The 16,647-nt window shown below is 75.6% G+C and carries 13 protein-coding genes; 4 read left to right on the top strand and 9 right to left on the bottom strand.

All coding sequences use genetic code 11. The features are described 5' to 3' along the window. Nucleotides 1-89: 89 nt before the first annotated feature. The 6 genes from D0Z06_RS00885 to D0Z06_RS00865 all read right to left on the bottom strand — a co-directional run bounded on the left by D0Z06_RS00885 (nucleotide 90) and on the right by D0Z06_RS00865 (nucleotide 5,860). Nucleotides 90-920 carry an FAD binding domain-containing protein gene (locus tag D0Z06_RS00885; protein ID WP_117375495.1) on the bottom strand — a complete coding sequence of 277 codons (831 nt, stop codon included), beginning with the start codon at nucleotides 918-920 and terminating at the stop codon, nucleotides 90-92. Then, the gene (locus D0Z06_RS00880; RefSeq protein ID WP_117375494.1) at nucleotides 917-1,420 is read right to left on the bottom strand and encodes a (2Fe-2S)-binding protein; all 504 of its coding nucleotides are present in this window, start codon (nucleotides 1,418-1,420) and stop codon (nucleotides 917-919) included. The genes D0Z06_RS00885 and D0Z06_RS00880 overlap by 4 nt, the downstream gene beginning before the upstream one ends. Beyond that, nucleotides 1,417-3,702: a xanthine dehydrogenase family protein molybdopterin-binding subunit gene (locus D0Z06_RS00875; RefSeq protein ID WP_117375493.1), complete on the bottom strand. Its 2,286-nt coding sequence runs from the start codon at nucleotides 3,700-3,702 to the stop codon at nucleotides 1,417-1,419. The genes D0Z06_RS00880 and D0Z06_RS00875 overlap by 4 nt, the downstream gene beginning before the upstream one ends. 134 nt (nucleotides 3,703-3,836) lie before the next feature. Further along, nucleotides 3,837-5,177: a cytochrome P450 gene (locus D0Z06_RS00870; RefSeq protein WP_117375492.1), complete on the bottom strand. Its 1,341-nt coding sequence runs from the start codon at nucleotides 5,175-5,177 to the stop codon at nucleotides 3,837-3,839. Nucleotides 5,178-5,236: 59 nt separating this feature from the next. Continuing rightward, nucleotides 5,237-5,401: a hypothetical protein gene (locus tag D0Z06_RS25615; RefSeq protein WP_199522051.1), complete on the bottom strand. Its 165-nt coding sequence runs from the start codon at nucleotides 5,399-5,401 to the stop codon at nucleotides 5,237-5,239. Between the two features lie 69 nt (nucleotides 5,402-5,470). Continuing rightward, nucleotides 5,471-5,860 carry an ATP-binding protein gene (locus tag D0Z06_RS00865; protein WP_117375491.1) on the bottom strand — a complete coding sequence of 130 codons (390 nt, stop codon included), beginning with the start codon at nucleotides 5,858-5,860 and terminating at the stop codon, nucleotides 5,471-5,473. Nucleotides 5,861-6,035: 175 nt separating this feature from the next. On the opposite strand from D0Z06_RS00865, the gene D0Z06_RS00860 reads away from it, so the two are divergent. Further along, nucleotides 6,036-6,416: a hypothetical protein gene (locus tag D0Z06_RS00860; protein ID WP_117375490.1), complete on the top strand. Its 381-nt coding sequence runs from the start codon at nucleotides 6,036-6,038 to the stop codon at nucleotides 6,414-6,416. A gap of 19 nt (nucleotides 6,417-6,435) precedes the next feature. Here D0Z06_RS00860 and hrpA read toward each other — a convergent pair whose 3' ends face one another. Next, nucleotides 6,436-10,377, bottom strand: coding sequence for an ATP-dependent RNA helicase HrpA (gene hrpA / locus D0Z06_RS00855; RefSeq protein WP_117375489.1), 3,942 nt, complete (start codon nucleotides 10,375-10,377; stop codon nucleotides 6,436-6,438). A gap of 218 nt (nucleotides 10,378-10,595) precedes the next feature. On the opposite strand from hrpA, the gene D0Z06_RS00850 reads away from it, so the two are divergent. Continuing rightward, nucleotides 10,596-11,102 carry a MarR family winged helix-turn-helix transcriptional regulator gene (locus tag D0Z06_RS00850; protein ID WP_233517369.1) on the top strand — a complete coding sequence of 169 codons (507 nt, stop codon included), beginning with the start codon at nucleotides 10,596-10,598 and terminating at the stop codon, nucleotides 11,100-11,102. Further along, nucleotides 11,099-12,886 carry an MDR family MFS transporter gene (locus tag D0Z06_RS00845; RefSeq protein ID WP_117375488.1) on the top strand — a complete coding sequence of 596 codons (1,788 nt, stop codon included), beginning with the start codon at nucleotides 11,099-11,101 and terminating at the stop codon, nucleotides 12,884-12,886. The genes D0Z06_RS00850 and D0Z06_RS00845 overlap by 4 nt, the downstream gene beginning before the upstream one ends. Nucleotides 12,887-13,016: 130 nt before the next feature. Here the strand turns inward: D0Z06_RS00845 and D0Z06_RS00840 are convergent, their stop codons facing one another. Beyond that, nucleotides 13,017-14,186: a zinc-dependent alcohol dehydrogenase gene (locus D0Z06_RS00840; RefSeq protein WP_117375487.1), complete on the bottom strand. Its 1,170-nt coding sequence runs from the start codon at nucleotides 14,184-14,186 to the stop codon at nucleotides 13,017-13,019. Further along, nucleotides 14,183-14,659: a hypothetical protein gene (locus tag D0Z06_RS00835; RefSeq protein ID WP_117375486.1), complete on the bottom strand. Its 477-nt coding sequence runs from the start codon at nucleotides 14,657-14,659 to the stop codon at nucleotides 14,183-14,185. Before D0Z06_RS00835 ends, D0Z06_RS00840 begins: the two co-directional genes overlap by 4 nt. Before the next feature lie 112 nt (nucleotides 14,660-14,771). Here D0Z06_RS00835 and D0Z06_RS00830 point away from each other — a divergent pair, with 112 nt between their 5' ends. Beyond that, the gene (locus tag D0Z06_RS00830) at nucleotides 14,772-16,565 is read left to right on the top strand and encodes an acyl-CoA dehydrogenase (protein ID WP_117375485.1); all 1,794 of its coding nucleotides are present in this window, start codon (nucleotides 14,772-14,774) and stop codon (nucleotides 16,563-16,565) included. The last annotated feature ends 82 nt before the right edge of the window (nucleotides 16,566-16,647 follow it).

Below are 16,647 nucleotides of genomic sequence, written 5' to 3'. Positions count from 1 at the left end.
CGCCGGGACCTCGCGGTCCCGGCGGCGTCGCGGCCCCCTGCAGGGTCCCGCCGCGAGCGTGCGAGCGGTGGGGGGCAGGGGGTCCTTTCTCAGGCCGCGGCGGCTCCCGCGCCGGACGCCTTCTCCAGCGCCCGCCGGGTGAGCAGCCGGGCCAGGTGCCGGCGGTACTCCGGGTCGGCGTGCATGTCCGACGACGGGCTGGTGCCCTCGTCGGCCAGCCCGGCCGCCTCCGCGATCGACGCGCCGCGGGCCAGCGCCTCCTCGGTGGCGGTGGCCCGCACCACGGCCCCGGCCATGTTGGCCAGCGCGACGCGGCCCTCGACGGCGGCCACGGCGACGATCGGCCAGTCGTTGGCCCGCCGGGTGAACTTCTCGTAGGCCCAGCCGGCCGAGCCGGTGCGCGGCACGCGCACCTCGACGACGACCTCGTCCTCGGCCAGCGCGGTCTCGTAGAAGCCGAGCCAGAACTCCGTCATCGGGATGCTCCGGCGGCCCCCCGGCCCCTGGACGACGACGCTGCCCCCGAGCGCGAGCAGCGCCGTGGGCAGGTCGGACGCCGGGTCGCTGTGCGCCACCGTGCCGCCGAGCGTGCCGCGGTGGCGCACCTGCGGGTCGCCGACCTGGCTGGCGGCGTACGGCAGGATCGGCACCTCGGCCCGGGCGACGTCGTCCTTCTCGAGCTCGAAGTGCCGGGTGCCCGCGCCGATGGCCACCTCGTCCCCCTCGACCCGCACGTAGGACAGGTCGGGGATCCGGCTGATGTCGACCAGCACCGCGGGCATGGCCAGCCGCAGCTTCATCAGCGGGAGCAGCGAGTGCCCGCCGGCGATGAGCTTGGCGTCGTCGCCGTGCTCGACGAGGGCCGCGACGGCCTCCTCGACCGTGCCCGGCCGCACGTACTCGAACGCCCCGGGAATCACCGGGCCACCTCCTGGTCCTGCGGCACCTGACCGGCCGCGGGGCCGGCCTGGGCCGCGGACCGCACCGCGCGGACGATGTTGTGGTAGCCGGTGCACCGGCAGAGGTTGCCCTCCAGCCCCTCCCGGACCTCGCGGTCGCTGGGGTCGGGGTTGTCGGCGAGGACGCCGATCGCCGCCATCACCATGCCGGGCGTGCAGAACCCGCACTGCAGCCCGTGCTCCTCGCGGAACGCCTTCTGCATCGGGTGCAGCTCGCCGTCCGGGCCGGCGAGGCCCTCGAGCGTGGTGACCTGCGAGCCGTCGGCCTGGGCCGCCAGCACGGTGCACGACTTCACCGACAGGCCGTCGACGATCACCGTGCAGGCCCCGCACGAGGTCGTGTCGCAGCCGATGTTGGTGGCCTTGAGCCCCAGGACGTCGCGCAGGTAGTGCGCCAGCAGCAACCGCGGCTCCACGTCGTCGGTGTGCTGCTGACCGTTGACGGTCATCGAGACCTTCATGCGTTGCTGCCTCCCTGCTGGGCCTGCTGGATCGCCCGCCACACCTTCATCGGCGTGGTGGGCATGTCGATGTGCCGGACGCCGAGGTGCGCGACGGCGTCGATGACGGCGTTGTGGACGGCGGGCGTGGAGCCGATCGTGCCCGCCTCCCCGATGCCCTTGGCGCCCAGCGGGTTGATGGGCGTGGGCGTGGCCATGTCCACCAGCTCGAAGCTCGGCAGCTCGGTCGCCGAGACGAACGGGTAGTCGGCCAGGGTGGAGGTCTGCGGGTTGCCGTCGGCGTCGTAGAGGACCTCCTCGAGCAGCGCCTGCGCGACCCCCTGCGCGTAGCCGCCGTGCCGCTGCCCCTCGGCCAGCAGCGGGTTGACGATGGTGCCGGCGTCGTCGACGGCGACCAGCCGCTGCAGCTCGGCCTTGCCGGACTCCACGTCGACCTCGACCACGGCCACGTGCGCGCCGAACGGGAACGTCGGCGCGGCCGCCTCGAAGCGGGTCTGCACCAGCAGCGGCTCGTCGGCGGCGAGCTCGGCGAGGGTGACCCCGGCGCCGGGCGTGCCGCGCACGGCGAGCCCCGCGCCGGCCAGGTCCAGCTCGAGGTCGGCGGCATCCACCTCCAGCCGCTCGGCGGCCCGCTGCTTGGCCAGCGCGACCAGCTCGACGGCGGCCTGGTGCACCGCGGCGCCGCCCTGCTGCAGGCTGCGCGAGCCCATCGTCCCGCCACCCCGGGGGATGCGGTCGGTGTCGCCGTGCAGCACGGTGATCTTCTCGACCGGGATGCCGGTCTGGTCGCTGGCCAGCATCGCCCACGCCGTGGCGTGCCCCTGGCCGTGCGGCGAGGTGCCGGTCAGCACGGTCGCCGTCCCGTCCGCGTGCACCTCCAGCTCGGCGGACTCGGCCGAACCCAGGCCGGTGTCGGCCCCGGTGATCTCGACGTAGGTCGACAGGCCGATGCCGAGCTGCCGCGCCTCCCCGCGCTCCCGGCGGCGGGCCTGCTCGGCCCGCAGCTCGTCGTACCCGGCCGCCTCCAGCGCCTTCTCCAGGGCCGCGGTGTACTCGCCGGAGTCGTACGTCGCCCCCGACGGGGTGGTGTGCGGCTCCGAGAAGGACGGGACCAGGTTCTTCCGGCGGACCTCGGCGGGGTCCATGCCGATCTCGGCGGCGAACAGGTCGATCGCCCGCTCGACGGCGGCGGTCGCCTCGGGGCGGCCCGCCCCCCGGTAGGCCCCGATGGAGGTGGTGTTGGTGGCCAGCGCCCGGCCGTGGGCGTGCACCTTGGGGAAGGCGTAGGTCGCCGCGGCCATGAGCATGGTGAGCGTCGGCAGGATGATCCCGACCCTCGGGTAGGCGCCGCCGTCCTGGTCGACGGCGATGCTGTAGGCCTCGATGGTGCCGTCGCGGCGGCCGCCGATCCGGACCGTCTGGTCCTGGCCGCGGCCGTGCAGCATGCCGACCAGGTTCTCGGAGCGGTTCTCCGTCCAGCGGACCGGCCGCCCGGCGCGCTGGGCCAGCCAGGCCGTGAAGGCGTACTCGGGGTCGGCGCCGATCTTCGCGCCGAAGCCGCCGCCGACGTCCGGGGTGATCAGGTGGACCCGGGCCGGGTCCATCCCGAGCCAGCCGGCGATCTCGCCCTTGGCCTGCTGCGCGCCCTGGTTGGTGCACCAGATGGTGACCCGGCCGTCGTCGCCCCACGCGGCGGCGGCGGCGCGGGTCTCCAGCGGCACGGGGGCGACCCGCTGGTTGACCATGCGCTGCTCCACCACGACCTCGCAGCCGGAGAAGAAGTCGGCCGGGGCCGGCTCACCGAAGGTGGCCATGACGTTCGTGCCGGCGTCCTCGAAGAGCAGGACCTCGCCGGCCGCGGCGTCGGCGGTGGTGACCACCGCGGGCAGCGGGTCGATGTCGACCGAGACCAGCTCGGCGGCGTCCTCGCCCTGGTAGCGCTCCTCGGTGAGCACGACGGCGACGATGTCGCCGACGAAGCGCACCTTGCCCTGGGCCAGCCAGGGCCGCTGCATGGCCGGCGGGACCATCGGCAGGCCGGCGGGTATCGGGGCGAGGTCCGCGCAGTCCTCGGCCGTGTAGACGGCCACGACGCCGGGCGCCTCGCGGGCGGCGGAGGTGTCGACCGACAGGAGCCGGCCGTGCGCCACCTGGGAGCGGACGAAGGTCACGTGCAGGGCACCGGTGAGCCGGTCGTCGACCAGGTCGTCGGTGTAGGTCGCACCACGCGTGAGGAACAGCGGGTCCTCCGTGCGGACCACGCGGGTACCGAGGATGCTCATGCGCTCACTTTCCGTCGGGCGGGAGACCGCGATCACTATTTCCGACCGCGGGCCGCTCCGCCAACCCCCCCTCCCGCGGGGCGGGACGGCGACCGCGCCCGGGACGGGTCGCGCGCGGCCCCGAGGGCTCAGTCTCAGCGCAGCCGCACCGGCAGGTGCTCCACCCCGCGCAGCGTGACGAGGTCGCGGCGTTCGGGCCGGCCGGCCACCCGCAGCCCGGGGAACCGCTCGGTGAGGGCGCGCAGGCCGACGACGCCCTCCAGCCGGGCCAGCCCCGCCCCCACGCAGTAGTGCGGGCCGGCGGAGAAGGCCAGGTGCGCGCGGGCGTCGGCCCGGGTGACGTCGAAGCGGTCGGGGTCGGCGAACACCGCGGGGTCCCGGTTGGCCGCGCCGAGCAGCACCGTGACGCGGTCACCGGGCTGCAGCCGGCGACCGGCCAGCTCGGTCTCCACCCGGGCCGTGCGGCCGGTGATCTGCACCGGGCTGTCGTGGCGCAGCACCTCCTCCACCGCGTCGGGCCAGCGCTCCGGCTCGGCCGCCAGCCCCTCCCACTGGTCGCGGTGGGCGTCGAGGAGGACGACGGCGTTGCCGAGCAGGTTGACCGTGGTCTCGAACCCGGCGCCGAGCAGCAGCATCGCGATGGCGTGCAGCTCGCGGTCGGTGAGCGCGTCCGCGTCGCGGGCGGCCACCAGGGAGCTGACCAGGTCGTCGCCGGGGTCCCGGCGGAGCCGCTCGAAGTGGGCCTCGAGGAAGCCGTGCAGCTCCCGCAGCGCCCGGTCCCCGGCGAGGAAGCGGCGCGGGGGGAGCCCGGGGTCGAGGGTGGCGGCCGCGGCGGCGCCCCAGTGGAGGAAGTCGTCGACGCGGTCGGCCGGGACGGCGAGCAGGTCGGCGATGACCAGGACGGGGAGGGGGGCGGCGTAGGCGGCGACGAGGTCGACGTCGCCGCCTCGGCGGGCCTCGGCCTCGAGCCGGTCCAGCAGCCGGTCGGCGGTGCGCCGCACGCGGTCCTCGGCGGCGGCCACCGCCCGCGGGGTGAACGCGCCGCTGACGAGGCGGCGGTAGCGCGTGTGGTCCGGCGGGTCCACCACGAGCATGGACGGCGGCTCGGCGACACCGGTGACCGCCGGGTCGTCGCCGAAGGCCAGCAGCCGGCGGGCCGGCCGGGGCAGCCGCGACCAGTCGAACCCCACCCCGAAGCGGTCGGAGCGCAGCACCTCGGCGGCGACGGCGTGCGCGGCGGTGACCGGGCCGAGGGCGCTGTCGGCCAGCGGCCCGCGCGAGCGCACCTGCTCGTGCACGGCCCGCGGGTCCGCGCGCACGGCGGGGTCCCGCAGCAGCCGGGCGACCGGGTCCCCGCGGCGGGCGGCGCGGCGCAGGTGCGCGGCGGGCAGGCCGTGCCGGAGCGACCACCGGGCGAGGGCCCGCGCCGGGCGGAGCACGTCGGGTCGGGCAGCGCGGCCGGGTGCGGTCGGCACGCCCCCTCCCTCCGGCACGGGTGACGGGGGCGGCACCGGGCCGGCGCCGCCCCCGCGGGTCAGCTGTTCGGGTCGGGGGCGGCGCTCGGGTCGCCGTCCCAGTCCTTGCCCGCCACGTCGGCGTGCTCGGACGTGCTGTCGGTCTGCTCGGCCACGGTGCGCACCATCTCCTCGTCGGAGAGGCCCTCGCCCGCGTTCTCGTTGCGGCCGTTCGGCTCGCTCATCCCCACTCCTCGGATCGGGTCGGACTCGCCCCCGGGGCCTCCCCGCGCGCCGCCGTCCGCAAACCCGGCTCAGGCCGCCGGCGGGCCGAGGTCGAACCAGACCCGCTTGCCGCCCTCGTGGTCCTCGGCCCCCCACCGGTCGGCGACGAGCTGCACCAGCAGCATCCCCCGGCCGCGGGGGCGGCCGGTGTCGAGCTCGCGGACCACCGGCCGGACCGCGGACCCGTCGACCACGGCGACGCGCAGCCAGCCGTCGGAGTACTCGAGCTCCAGCCGGATCACCGCCTCGCCCGCGACGTGGTCGACGACGTTCGAGACCAGCTCGGTCACCAGGAGGGCGGCGTCGTCGCGGTCCTGGGGGGCGTCCCAGGCGGCCAGCAGCTCCCGGAGGGCGTGCCGGGCGGCGGGCACGCTGCGCGGCACCGGTGGCAGGTCCACGGCAGCGGTGAGGGTGGTCATCGGTCCCCGATCGTCCGGGACGGGGCCCGCGCCGGTCTACGGCACGCCATCCCGTCGGGCGCAACGGAACCACACCGACCGACGGTGTGCAACGACCGTTGCATGTCACACCTGTTGCATGCAACGCCCGTGAAATCGTGTAGTGTGCAACCGGATCGCGACCCGAGGAGGCGATGTGTCCGTCGACCCACGCGATGATCTCGTCAACCGCGACGCGGCCGCCGAGGCGCTGCGCACGCTGGTCACCGCGCTCGGCGAGTGCGGCGACCAGCTCGTGGAGGCCCGCCGGCGCGCCGAGCAGCTGCTCGCCCAGCGGGAGACCGGTCGGTCCTGGCTGGAGATCGTCAGCGCCGAGGAGCGCCCCCTGGTCGTGGAGCGGATCAGCTCGGTGATGGGCACCCTCGCCACCGCGGGCGGCGCCTGGCGGCGCGAGCAGGCCCACGCACTGCAGGCCGAGCAGGTGAGCATCAACCGGATCGCCGCCCTCTACGGGGTGACCCGGCAGCGGATCTCCGCGCTGCTGCGCGAGCGCCCCGCCGAGCCGACGGGCGCCTGACCCGGCGCACCGGGGCGGCTCAGGCGCCGATCGCGTCGATGGCCTTGTAGACCCGCTGCTCCGAGACCGGCCGCGGGGTGCCGATCGACTGGGCGAACAGGCTCACCCGCAGCTCCTCCACCATCCACCGCACCCGGGTGACCGGGTCGTCGGGCGCGCCGCTGGGCGGCAGCTCCCGGCGCAGCTGCTCGTACTCGGCCGTGACCGCCGCGACCTGCTGCATCCACAGCTCGTCGCGGACGGCGTTGGCCGGCAGCTTCTCCAGCCGGTGCAGCATCGCCGAGAGGTAGCGGACGACGTCGGGCAGCCGCCGCCGGCCGGTGGCGGCGACGAACCCCCGGTGCAGCAGGCCGCCCATCTGCCGGCGCAGGTCGGCGACCGCGGCCTCGGGCACCCGCCGGCCGGGTGCGGCGCCGATGGCCACCGCGACGTCGCGGGCCCGGGTCAGCACCGCCTCGACCCGCTGCACGGTGTCCACCGTGAGCGGCTGCAGCCGCTCGCGGGCGGTCTGCAGCAGCGCCGCGAAGGCGGCCTCGTCCCGCGGGGGGCCACCCGCGCCGGCCACCAGCTCGTCGGCGGCGGCGTCCACGCAGTCGTCGACCAGGGCCGGGATCTCGCCGTCGGGGTTGAACTGCAGCGCCAGCCGGGTCCGCGGGCCGAGGCCCTTCACCACCCGCGCCGCCGGTGAGCCGGCCGCCAGCACCAGCAGCCTCCGGGCACCGCGCCAGGAGAGCCGGGTGGCCTCGGCCTCGGTGGCGACCACGCGCAGCCCGACCGTCGTCCCCTCGTCGACCAGCGCCGGGTAGGCGGTCACGACGTGGCCGCCGCGGCGCACCTCGACGGTGCGGGGCAGGGTGCCGAACGTCCAGCTGGTCTGCCCCGTGCGCTCGACGTCGGAGGCCGCCGCGGCCAGGCCGGCGCGGGCCTGCGGCGCGACCTGCGCCCGGAGGGCCTGCAGGTCCTTGCCGGTGGCCAGCTCGCGGTGCCGGTCGTCGAGGACGCGGAAGGTGGCCCGCAGGTGGTCGGGCACCTCGGCCGGCCGCCAGGCGTCGGCCGGGACGACCACGCCGGCCGCGCGGCGCAGCTCCCGCTCCAGGGCCGGCAGGAGCGGCTCGGTGGGCTCGATGCGGGGCAGCACCTCCCGCACCCGGTCGGGGATCGGCACCAGCGCGCGGCGCAGCTGCTTGGGCAGCGTGCGCAGCAGCGCGGTGACGAGGTCCTCGCGCAGGCCCGGGACGGTGAAGGCCAGCGACTCCCCCGACGTCCGCTCGGCGACTGCGTCGAGCACGGCGAGCGGGACGTCGACGGTGACGCCGTCCTGCGGCGCCCCGGGGGCGAACGCGTAGGACAGCGGCAGGGTCAGCCCCTGCGTCAGCGGCACCCGGTCGGGGAAGTCCTCGGCCCGCACCTGCCCCGCGGCCGCGGCGTCGGTGAGCACCTCCGGGGTGAGGGTGAGCAGGTCCGGCTGCTCGTGGCGGGCGCGCTTCCACCACTTGTCGAAGTGCCGGGTGGAGACGACGTCGGCCGGGATCCGCGCGTCGTAGAGCTCGAACAGCGTCTCGTCGTCCACCCGGATGTCGCGGCGGCGGGCGCGCTCCTCCAGCTCGGCGACCTGCTGCATCGCGCGCTGGTTGTCGTGCCAGAAGCGGTGGTGCGTCGTCCACTCGCCCTGGACCAGGGCGTGCCGGATGAACAGCTCCCGCGAGACCACCGGGTCGATGGAGCCGTACTGCACCCGGCGGCCGACGACCAGCGGGATGCCGTACAGGGTGACCCGCTCGGTGGCCACGACCGAGCCGCGCCCGGCGTCCCACCGCGGCTCGGAGTACTGCCGCTTCACGAGGTGGTCGGCCAGCCGCTCCACGACCTCCGGGTCGACCCGCGCGACGGTGCGGGCGAACAGCCGGCTGGTCTCGACCAGCTCGGCGGCGACCACCCAGCGGGGCGGCTTGCGCGCCAGGGGCGTCCCGGGGGCGATGACGAAGCGGGCGTTGCGGGCGCCCAGGTACTCCCGGCTGCCGCGCCGGCGGTCACCGCGGGTGTCCTCGACCTGGACGCCGACGTGCGAGAGCAGGCCGGCCAGCAGCGCGGTGTGGATGCCGCGCTCGTCGGGCTCGGCCGCGAGCTGCCCGACGGACATGCCGAGCCGCCGGGCGGTGCTGCGCAGCTGGCCGTGCAGGTCCTGCCACTCGCGGATCCGCAGGTAGTGCAGGAACTCGCGCTTGGTGGTCCGGCGGAACTGGCTGCCCGACAGGGCCTCCTGCTGCTCGCCGAGGTACCGCCACAGGTTGAGCAGGGCCAGGAAGTCGGAGTTCTCGTCGGCGAACCGGGCGTGCGCCTGGTCGGCGGCCTGCTGGTGCTCGCCCGGCCGCTCGCGGGGGTCCTGGATGGTCAGCCCGGCGGCGATCACCAGCACCTCCTCCAGGACGCCGCGGCGGTCGGCCTCGACCACCATGCGGGCCATGCGGGGGTCCAGCGGCAGCGCGGCCAGGGCCCGGCCGGTGGCCGTGAGCCGACCCTCCGCGTCGAGCGCGCCGAGCTCCTCGAGCAGCGCCCGGCCGTCGGCGACCGCGCGGCGGTCCGGCGGGTCGATGAACGGGAAGTCGGCGATGTCGCCGAGCTCCAGCGCGGCCATCTGCAGCAGCACCGACGCCAGGCTGGTGCGGAGGATCTCCGGGTCGGTGTACTCGGGCCGGCTCTCGAAGTCCTCCTCGGCGTAGAGGCGGATCGCGATGCCCTCGCTGGTGCGCCCGCAGCGGCCCGAGCGCTGGCGGGCCGAGGCCTGGCTGACCGGCTCGATGGGCAGCCGCTGCACCTTCAGCCGCGCGCTGTAGCGGGAGATGCGGGCGACACCGGTGTCGACGACGTAGCGGATGCCGGGCACGGTCAGGGAGGTCTCGGCCACGTTGGTGGCCAGCACGACCCGCCGCCCGGTGTGCGGGGCGAACACCCGGTGCTGGTCGGCGGTCGACAGCCGCGAGTAGAGCGGCAGCACCTCCACGCCGGGGAAGCGGTCGGTGAGGGCGTCGGCGGTGTCGCGGATCTCGCGCTCGCCGGCCAGGAAGACCAGCACGTCGCCCGGGCCCTCGGCGACGAGCTCCTCGACCGCGTCGCCGATCGCGGTGACCTCGTCGCGGTCGGGGTCGGAGTCCGGGTCGTCGGGGTCGACCACCGGCCGGTAGCGGACCTCGACCGGGTACGTGCGCCCGCTGACCTCCACCACCGGGACCCGGGCGCCCTCGCCGCCGAAGTGACCGGCGATCCGGTCGACGTCGATGGTCGCGGAGGTGATGACGACCTTGAGGTCGGGACGGCGGGGCAGCAGCCGGGCCAGGTAGCCGAGCAGGAAGTCGATGGTGAGGCTGCGCTCGTGCGCCTCGTCGATGATCAGCGTGTCGTACTGGCGCAGCAGCCGGTCCCGGCCGATCTCGTTGAGCAGCACGCCGTCGGTCATGACCTTGACCAGGGTGGCGTCGCCCACCTGGTCGGTGAAGCGGACCTTCCAGCCGACCGCCTCGCCCAGCGGCGTGCCGAGCTCCTCGGCGACCCGTTCGGCCACGGTGCGGGCGGCGATCCGGCGGGGCTGGGTGTGCCCGATCCGGCCACGGACCCCCCGGCCCAGCTCGAGGGCGATCTTCGGCAGCTGGGTCGTCTTCCCCGACCCGGTCTCCCCGGCGACCACGACCACCTGGTGCTCGCGCAGCGCCGCGGCGATGTCGTCGCGGCGCGCGCTGACCGGGAGCTCGTCGGGGTAGCGGATGACGGCCGGGACGGCGGCCCGGCGGCGGGCGATGCGCTCCTCGGCGGCCGCGACGTCCGCGGCGACGCGGGCCCGCTGCCGCGCGCGGGCCTCGGCGTCCCGGGTCCGGCGGGTGCCGTCGAGCCGGCGGCCCAGGCGGTGCTCGTCCTCGAGGGTGAGCCCGGGCAGCCGCGCACGCAGGTCGTCGGGCGGGGTGGTCACGCGGGCTCCTCGTCGTCCTCGGGGCGGGTGCTCGGGGTGCGGTCCGGGGGTTGCGGCGGGCGCACCGGCCGGGACGCCGGCACCCAGGATCCCACCGCCGGGCGGCGGGGCCGGACGTGGCGGACGGCACAGGTGCGTGCGCACACCATCTCGATGCGTGCTACCTGCAACCGGTTGTAGGCTGCACCTGTTCCTGCCCCTCACCCCCGGAGCGCCCCGTGCCGTCCTCCCCCGCCGAGCCGGTGACCGCCGACCGGTCCGCGCAGCTGCGGACCCTCGGCGAGCAGTTGCCGCGCTTCGTGCGCCTGGTGCACGCCCTGAAGAACACCCAGGTCGCCGACGGCCGCGAGCGCGCGGCCCTCGTCCTGCTCTTCCCGCTGGAGCGCCTCGGCCCCCTGCGGCAGAGCGCCCTGGCCGAGCAGGTGCACGCCGACCCCTCGACCGTCAGCCGGCACGTCGCCGCGCTCATCGAGCGGGGGCTGGTCCAGCGCGTCGCCGACGAGACCGACGGGCGCGCCAGCCGCCTCGTCGTCACCGACGCCGGCCGGGAGGCGCTGCGCTCGGTCCGCGCGGAGCGGGAGGCGCACCTGGCCCGGGTGACCGCCGGCTGGCCTCCCGGGGAGCTCGCCGACCTCACCCGGCTGCTGGGCCGGCTGCTCGACGACATCGCCGCCTCCCTGCCCCCCGGCGACCCCGCCGTCCCCTGCCCGAGGGAGACCCCGTGACCACGAGCACCCGACCCACCGCGGCCGAACGGCGGGACGCCCGCGCGGCGGCCGCCGCGCCCGGCCAGGACGGCGTCTTCACCCACCGCCAGATCCTCACCGTGCTCGCCGGCCTGATGCTGGGCATGTTCCTGGCCGCGCTGGACCAGACGGTCGTCTCGACCGCGATCCGCACGATCGCCGACGACCTGCAGGGCTACGACCTCCAGGCCTGGGCGACGACGGCCTTCCTGATCACCTCGACGATCAGCACGCCGCTCTACGGCAAGCTGTCCGACATCTACGGGCGGCGGCCGTTCTACCTCTTCGCGATCGCCGTCTTCGTCCTGGGCTCGGCGCTGTGCGGCATCGCCACGTCCATGTACGAGCTCGCCGCCTGGCGCGCGGTCCAGGGCATCGGGGCCGGCGGCCTGATGTCCCTGGCGCTGGCGATCATCGGCGACCTCGTACCACCGCGGCAGCGGGCCAGGTACCAGGGCTACTTCATGGCCGTCTGGGGCACCTCGAGCGTGCTCGGCCCCGTGGTCGGCGGCTTCCTGGCCGGGCAGTCCTCCCTGCTCGGCGTCGACGGCTGGCGCTGGATCTTCTGGGTCAACGTCCCCCTGGGCGTCCTGGCCTTCGCGGTGGTCGTGCGGGTCCTGCACCTGCCGCACGAGCGGCGCGAGCACCGCATCGACTGGCCCGGCGCGCTGGCGCTCGTCACCTGCCTCGTGCCGCTGCTGGTCGTCGCCGAGCAGGGCCGCACGTGGGGCTGGGCGTCGACCGGGGCGCTGGCCTGCTACGCCCTCGGTGCCGTCGGGCTGGTGGCCTTCGTGCTGGCCGAGCGGAGCTACGGCGAGGACGCGCTGCTGCCGCTGCGCCTCTTCCGCAACCGCAGCTTCACCGTCGCCGGGATGGGCAGCGTCGTCATGGGCGCCGGGATGTTCGGCGGCCTGCTCCTGCTGCCGCAGTACCTGCAGATCGTGCAGGGGGCCAGCCCCACCGCGGCGGGGCTGCAGATGCTGCCCCTGGTGGCCGGGATCATGGCCGGGGCGATGAGCTCCGGCGTGGCGATCTCGCGCACCGGCCGGTACCGCGCCTTCCCGCTGGTGGGCACCGTCCTCATGACGACCGCGCTCGTCGCGCTGTCGTTCGTCGTGGACGCCGACGCCTCGTACTGGAGCCTGGTGCCGCTCATGGCGCTGCTGGGGATCGGCCTCGGCATGAACATGCAGCCGGTGGTGCTCGCCGTCCAGAACGCGGTCTCGCCGCGCGAGATGGGGGTGGCCACGTCGTCGGTGACCTTCTTCCGCCAGATGGGCGGCACCATCGGCACGGCCGCCTTCCTGTCGCTGCTGTTCACCCGGCTGCCGCAGGACATCGACGCCGCCGTCACCGAGGCCGTCCGCGCCGAGCCGGCGCTGGGCCCCCGGCTGCAGGAGCTGTTGGCCGGCGGGGGTGCGGCGGACCTGTCCGACACCTCGTTCATCCAGCAGCTGCCGCAGGCCCTCGCGCTGCCGTTCGAGGTCGGCTTCTCCGACTCGATCGACCTGGTGCTGCTCGTCGCGGCCGCCGTGGTGGCGCTCGGCTTCCTCGTCCTGTGGTTCCTGCCCGAGCTGCCGCTGCGCGACCAGTCCGGCATCCAGGCGCAGGCGGCGGCCCGGCAGACCGCGGGGCGTCCCGCGGCGGCCGACGAGGAGGCGCAGGCCACCCAGGCGGCGGGCGCGGCGGCCCCGACGTCCACCGCCCCGCCGGTGGGCCGGCCGGGCGACGCCGACGCCGGAGACCGCGGGCGCGGCGGCTGACCCGGGCCCCCGACGGTGATCACGGGGATGTGGCGGGCGACACGGCACGACACGCCGCCCGCGCCGGCGCGAACTCCATGATCGCGCCCGGCTCAGCCCGGCCCGTGCACGCCGGGCCGGGCCGACCGTGTCAGGGCGTGAAGACGGCGCGCACGCAGCCGTCCTCCTTGTCCTTGAACAGCTGGTAGCCGCGCGGGGCCTCCTCCAGCGGCATGACGTGGGTGGCCAGGTGCTCGGTCACCAGCTCCCCGCGGGCCATGTGCTCGAGGATCCGCGGGGTGTAGCGCTGGCCGTGCACCTGCGCGCCCCGCAGGGTGAGGCCCTTGTTCATCACCGCGCCGAGCGGGAACTTGTCCACCAGCCCGGCGAAGACGCCCAGCACGAAGACGCTGCCGCCCTTGCGGCAGGCCAGCACCGCCTCGCGGACGGCGCTGGACCGCCCGGTCTGCAGCCGCAGCTGCTGCTTGACCTGGTCGTAGACGCCGTGCACGCCGGGGCTGTGGGCCTCCATGCCGACCGCCTCGATGCAGACGTCGGGCCCGCGGCCCCCGGTCGCCTCCCGCAGCTCGGCGAGGACGTCGGTCTGCGAGTAGTCGATCGTCCCGGCACCGACGTGCTCGCGGACCTGGGCCAGCCGCTCGGGGACGCGGTCGACCACGAGGACCCGCTCGGCGCCCAGCAGCATCGCGGCGCGGGCGGCCATCTGCCCGACCCCGCCGGCGCCCCAGACGGCGACGACGTCCCCCGGCTTCGTGCCGGCCAGGTCGGCGCCGGTCCAGCCGGTGGACACCGCGTCCGAGGCGAACAGCGCCCGGTCGTCGCTGACCTCGTCCGGGACGACGAACGCCCCGACGTCGGCGTAGGGCACCCGGACGTACTCGGCGTGGCTCCCGGCGTAGCCGCCCATCGCGTGCGAGTAGCCGATGCAGCCGCCGGGGCTCTGCCCCCACAGCCCCTCGGTGATCCCGGGGTTCGGGTTGCCGTTGTCGCACAGGGAGTACAGCTCCTGCCGGCAGTACCAGCAGGAGCCGCAGGCGACGAAGGAGTTGACGACGACCCGGTCGCCCACCCGGCGGTGCCGCACACCCCGGCCGACCTCGACGACCTCGCCCATGAACTCGTGGCCGAGCACGTCGCCGGCCCGCATCGCGGGGATGTAGCCGCCGATCAGGTGCAGGTCCGAACCGCAGGTGGTGGTGCGCCGCACCCTCAGGATGACGTCGTGGTCGTTGAGGATCTGCGGATCGGGCACGGTCTCGACCGAGACCTCGTTGACGCCCGTCCAGGTCGCGGCCCTCACAGCACGCCCTCCTTCCCGGCCGAGGCCGCGGCCCCCTCGAGCGCGGCGCCCTGCGGCGTGCCCGCCCGCCGGCCGTGCGGTTGCGGGTCCACCCGCAGCACCTCGCCGACCTCCAGCAGCTGCTTGGCCTCGCGCAGCGCCGCGCGCAGCCGGCCGAGGTCCTCCTCCCCCGCGGGCTCGCGGAACCGGGCGGCCAGTTCGCTGCCCCGGTCACCGGGCGCCGGGGTCACGCGCACCTCGACGCGCTCCCCCAGCGCGGCCAGCGGGGCCGGGAGGTCCGCGCCGGTGCCGACCTCCGCCGGCGGGCGCAGCACGGTCACGGCCCGCCAGCGCCGGGCGGCGGTCCCCGGGTCGTCCGTGGTGGACGCCTGGCCCGCACCGGGCAGGCGCACGTGCTGGAGCCTGCGGAGCAGCTCGGCGCCCGCCGCGCCGGCCAGTCCCGCGGCGCGGTCGAGCAGTGTCGGTGCGGCCATGGGGCCCTCCTCCCCGCGCGCCCGTCCGGCGCGCGCAGGTGCCCACCTACCCTCGGGCAGGAGCGGGCCAACCGACCGCCCTGAAGCAGTTCCGACACCGATGGAGGCACCGATGCCCGCGTCGCTCGTCCTGTCCCGCCGGGATCTCGAGTTCCTCCTCCACGAGTGGCTCGACGTCGAGAGCCTGGTCAAGCGCCCCCGCTTCGCCGAGCACTCGCGGGAGACCTTCGACGCGGTGATGGAGCTCGCCGAGCAGATCGCCACCGAGCACTTCGCGCCGCACAACCGGACGTCCGACGAGCACGAGCCCCGCTTCGTCGACGGCCGGGTGGAGATGATCCCCGAGGTCGGGGAGGCCCTCGCCGTCTTCCGGGAGTCCGGGATCATGGCCGGCACCTTCGACGAGGAGTACGGCGGCATGCAGCTGCCGCAGACCGTCGGGCAGGCGGCCTTCGCCTGGTTCAAGGCGGCCAACGTCGGGACGTCGAGCTACCCGTTCCTGACCATGGGCAACGCCCGGCTGCTGCTCGCGCACGGCTCCCAGGAGCAGAAGGACACCTGGGTCCGGCCGATGCTCGAGGGCCGCTGGTTCGGCACGATGGCGCTGTCCGAGCCGCAGGCCGGGTCGTCGCTGGCCGACATCACCACCCGCGCCGAGCCCCAGGACGACGGCACCTACCGGCTCACCGGCAACAAGATGTGGATCTCGGCCGGCGACCACGAGCTGACCGAGAACATCGTCCACCTGGTGCTGGCCAAGATCCCCGGCGGGCCGCCCGGGGTGAAGGGCATCTCGCTGTTCATCGTCCCCAAGCGCCTGCTCGCCGGGGACGGGTCGGTCGGCGAGCGCAACGACGTCGTCCTGGCCGGCCTGAACCACAAGATGGGCTACCGCGGGACGACGAACACGCTGCTCAACTTCGGCGAGGGCGTGCACACCCCCGGCGGCCGGGCCGGCGCGGTGGGGTACCTGGTCGGGGAGCCGCACCAGGGCCTCTCCTACATGTTCCACATGATGAACGAGGCCCGGATCGGCGTCGGGATGGGCGCGACCGTGCTCGGCTACACCGGCTACCTGCACGCGCTGGAGTACGCCCGCACCCGCACCCAGGGCCGCGCCGCCAGCAGCAAGGACCCGTCGTCGCCGATGGTGCGGCTGGTCGACCACCCGGACGTCCGCCGGATGCTGCTGGCGGCCAAGAGCTACGCCCAGGGCGGGCTGGCGCTGGGCCTGTACTGCGCGCGCCTGGTCGACGAGGAGCGCACGGCGGAGACCGAGGAGGAGCGCGCCCGCGCCCACCTGCTGCTCGACACGCTCACCCCGATCGCCAAGGCGTGGCCCTCGCAGTGGGGCCCGGTGGCCGACGACCTGGCCATCCAGGTGCACGGCGGCTACGGGTACACCCGCGACTACCCGGTCGAGCAGTTCTACCGGGACAACCGGCTCAACCCGATCCACGAGGGCACCAACGGCATCCAGGCCCTCGACCTGCTCGGCCGGAAGGTCACGGTGCACGGCGGTGCCGGGCTGCGGCTGCTGGCCGAGACCGTCGGGGCGACGACGGCCCGCGCCGCCGGGACGCCGTTCGCCGACCTCGCCGCCGACGTCGGCGCCGCGGTCACCCGGCTGGTGTCGGTGACCGGCACGCTGTGGGGCACCGGGGACCCGGCGCTGGCCCTGGCCAACGCGTCGGCCTACCTCGACGCGGCGGGGCACACCGTGGTGGCCTGGCTGTGGCTGGAGCAGGCGCTGGCGACCCGGGAGGAGACCAGCGACTTCCACGAGGGCAAGCGTGCCGCGGCGCGGTACTTCCAGCGCTGGGAGCTGCCCAAGGTGCACACCTGGCTGGACCTGCTGGAGTCGCTGGACCGCACGGTGCTCGACACCCCCGACGCCCACCTCTGAGCGGACGTCCCCCGGGGGCGGCCGCGGCGGGCGCACGGGCCCGGACGCAGCGGCGCCCCGCCGCTCCCTCGGGGAGCGGCGG

The sequence above is a fragment of the Geodermatophilus marinus genome (assembly GCF_003428645.1).
Taxonomy (GTDB): Bacteria; Actinomycetota; Actinomycetes; order Mycobacteriales; family Geodermatophilaceae; genus Geodermatophilus.
Note: the sequence above shows the minus strand (reverse complement) of the source record. Positions and strands in the feature narration are given on the sequence as shown.

Bases quoted from the DNA above. Each gene is read 5' to 3' on its own strand.
- D0Z06_RS00880 (WP_117375494.1), bottom strand. From the start codon at position 1,420: ATGAAGGTCTCGATGACCGTCAACGGTCAGCAGCACACCGACGACGTG.
- D0Z06_RS00830 (WP_117375485.1), top strand. From the start codon at position 14,772: ATGCCCGCGTCGCTCGTCCTGTCCCGCCGGGATCTCGAGTTCCTCCTC.
- D0Z06_RS00865 (WP_117375491.1), bottom strand. From the start codon at position 5,860: ATGACCACCCTCACCGCTGCCGTGGACCTGCCACCGGTGCCGCGCAGC.
- D0Z06_RS00835 (WP_117375486.1), bottom strand. From the start codon at position 14,659: ATGGCCGCACCGACACTGCTCGACCGCGCCGCGGGACTGGCCGGCGCG.
- D0Z06_RS25615 (WP_199522051.1), bottom strand. From the start codon at position 5,401: ATGAGCGAGCCGAACGGCCGCAACGAGAACGCGGGCGAGGGCCTCTCC.
- D0Z06_RS00875 (WP_117375493.1), bottom strand. From the start codon at position 3,702: ATGAGCATCCTCGGTACCCGCGTGGTCCGCACGGAGGACCCGCTGTTC.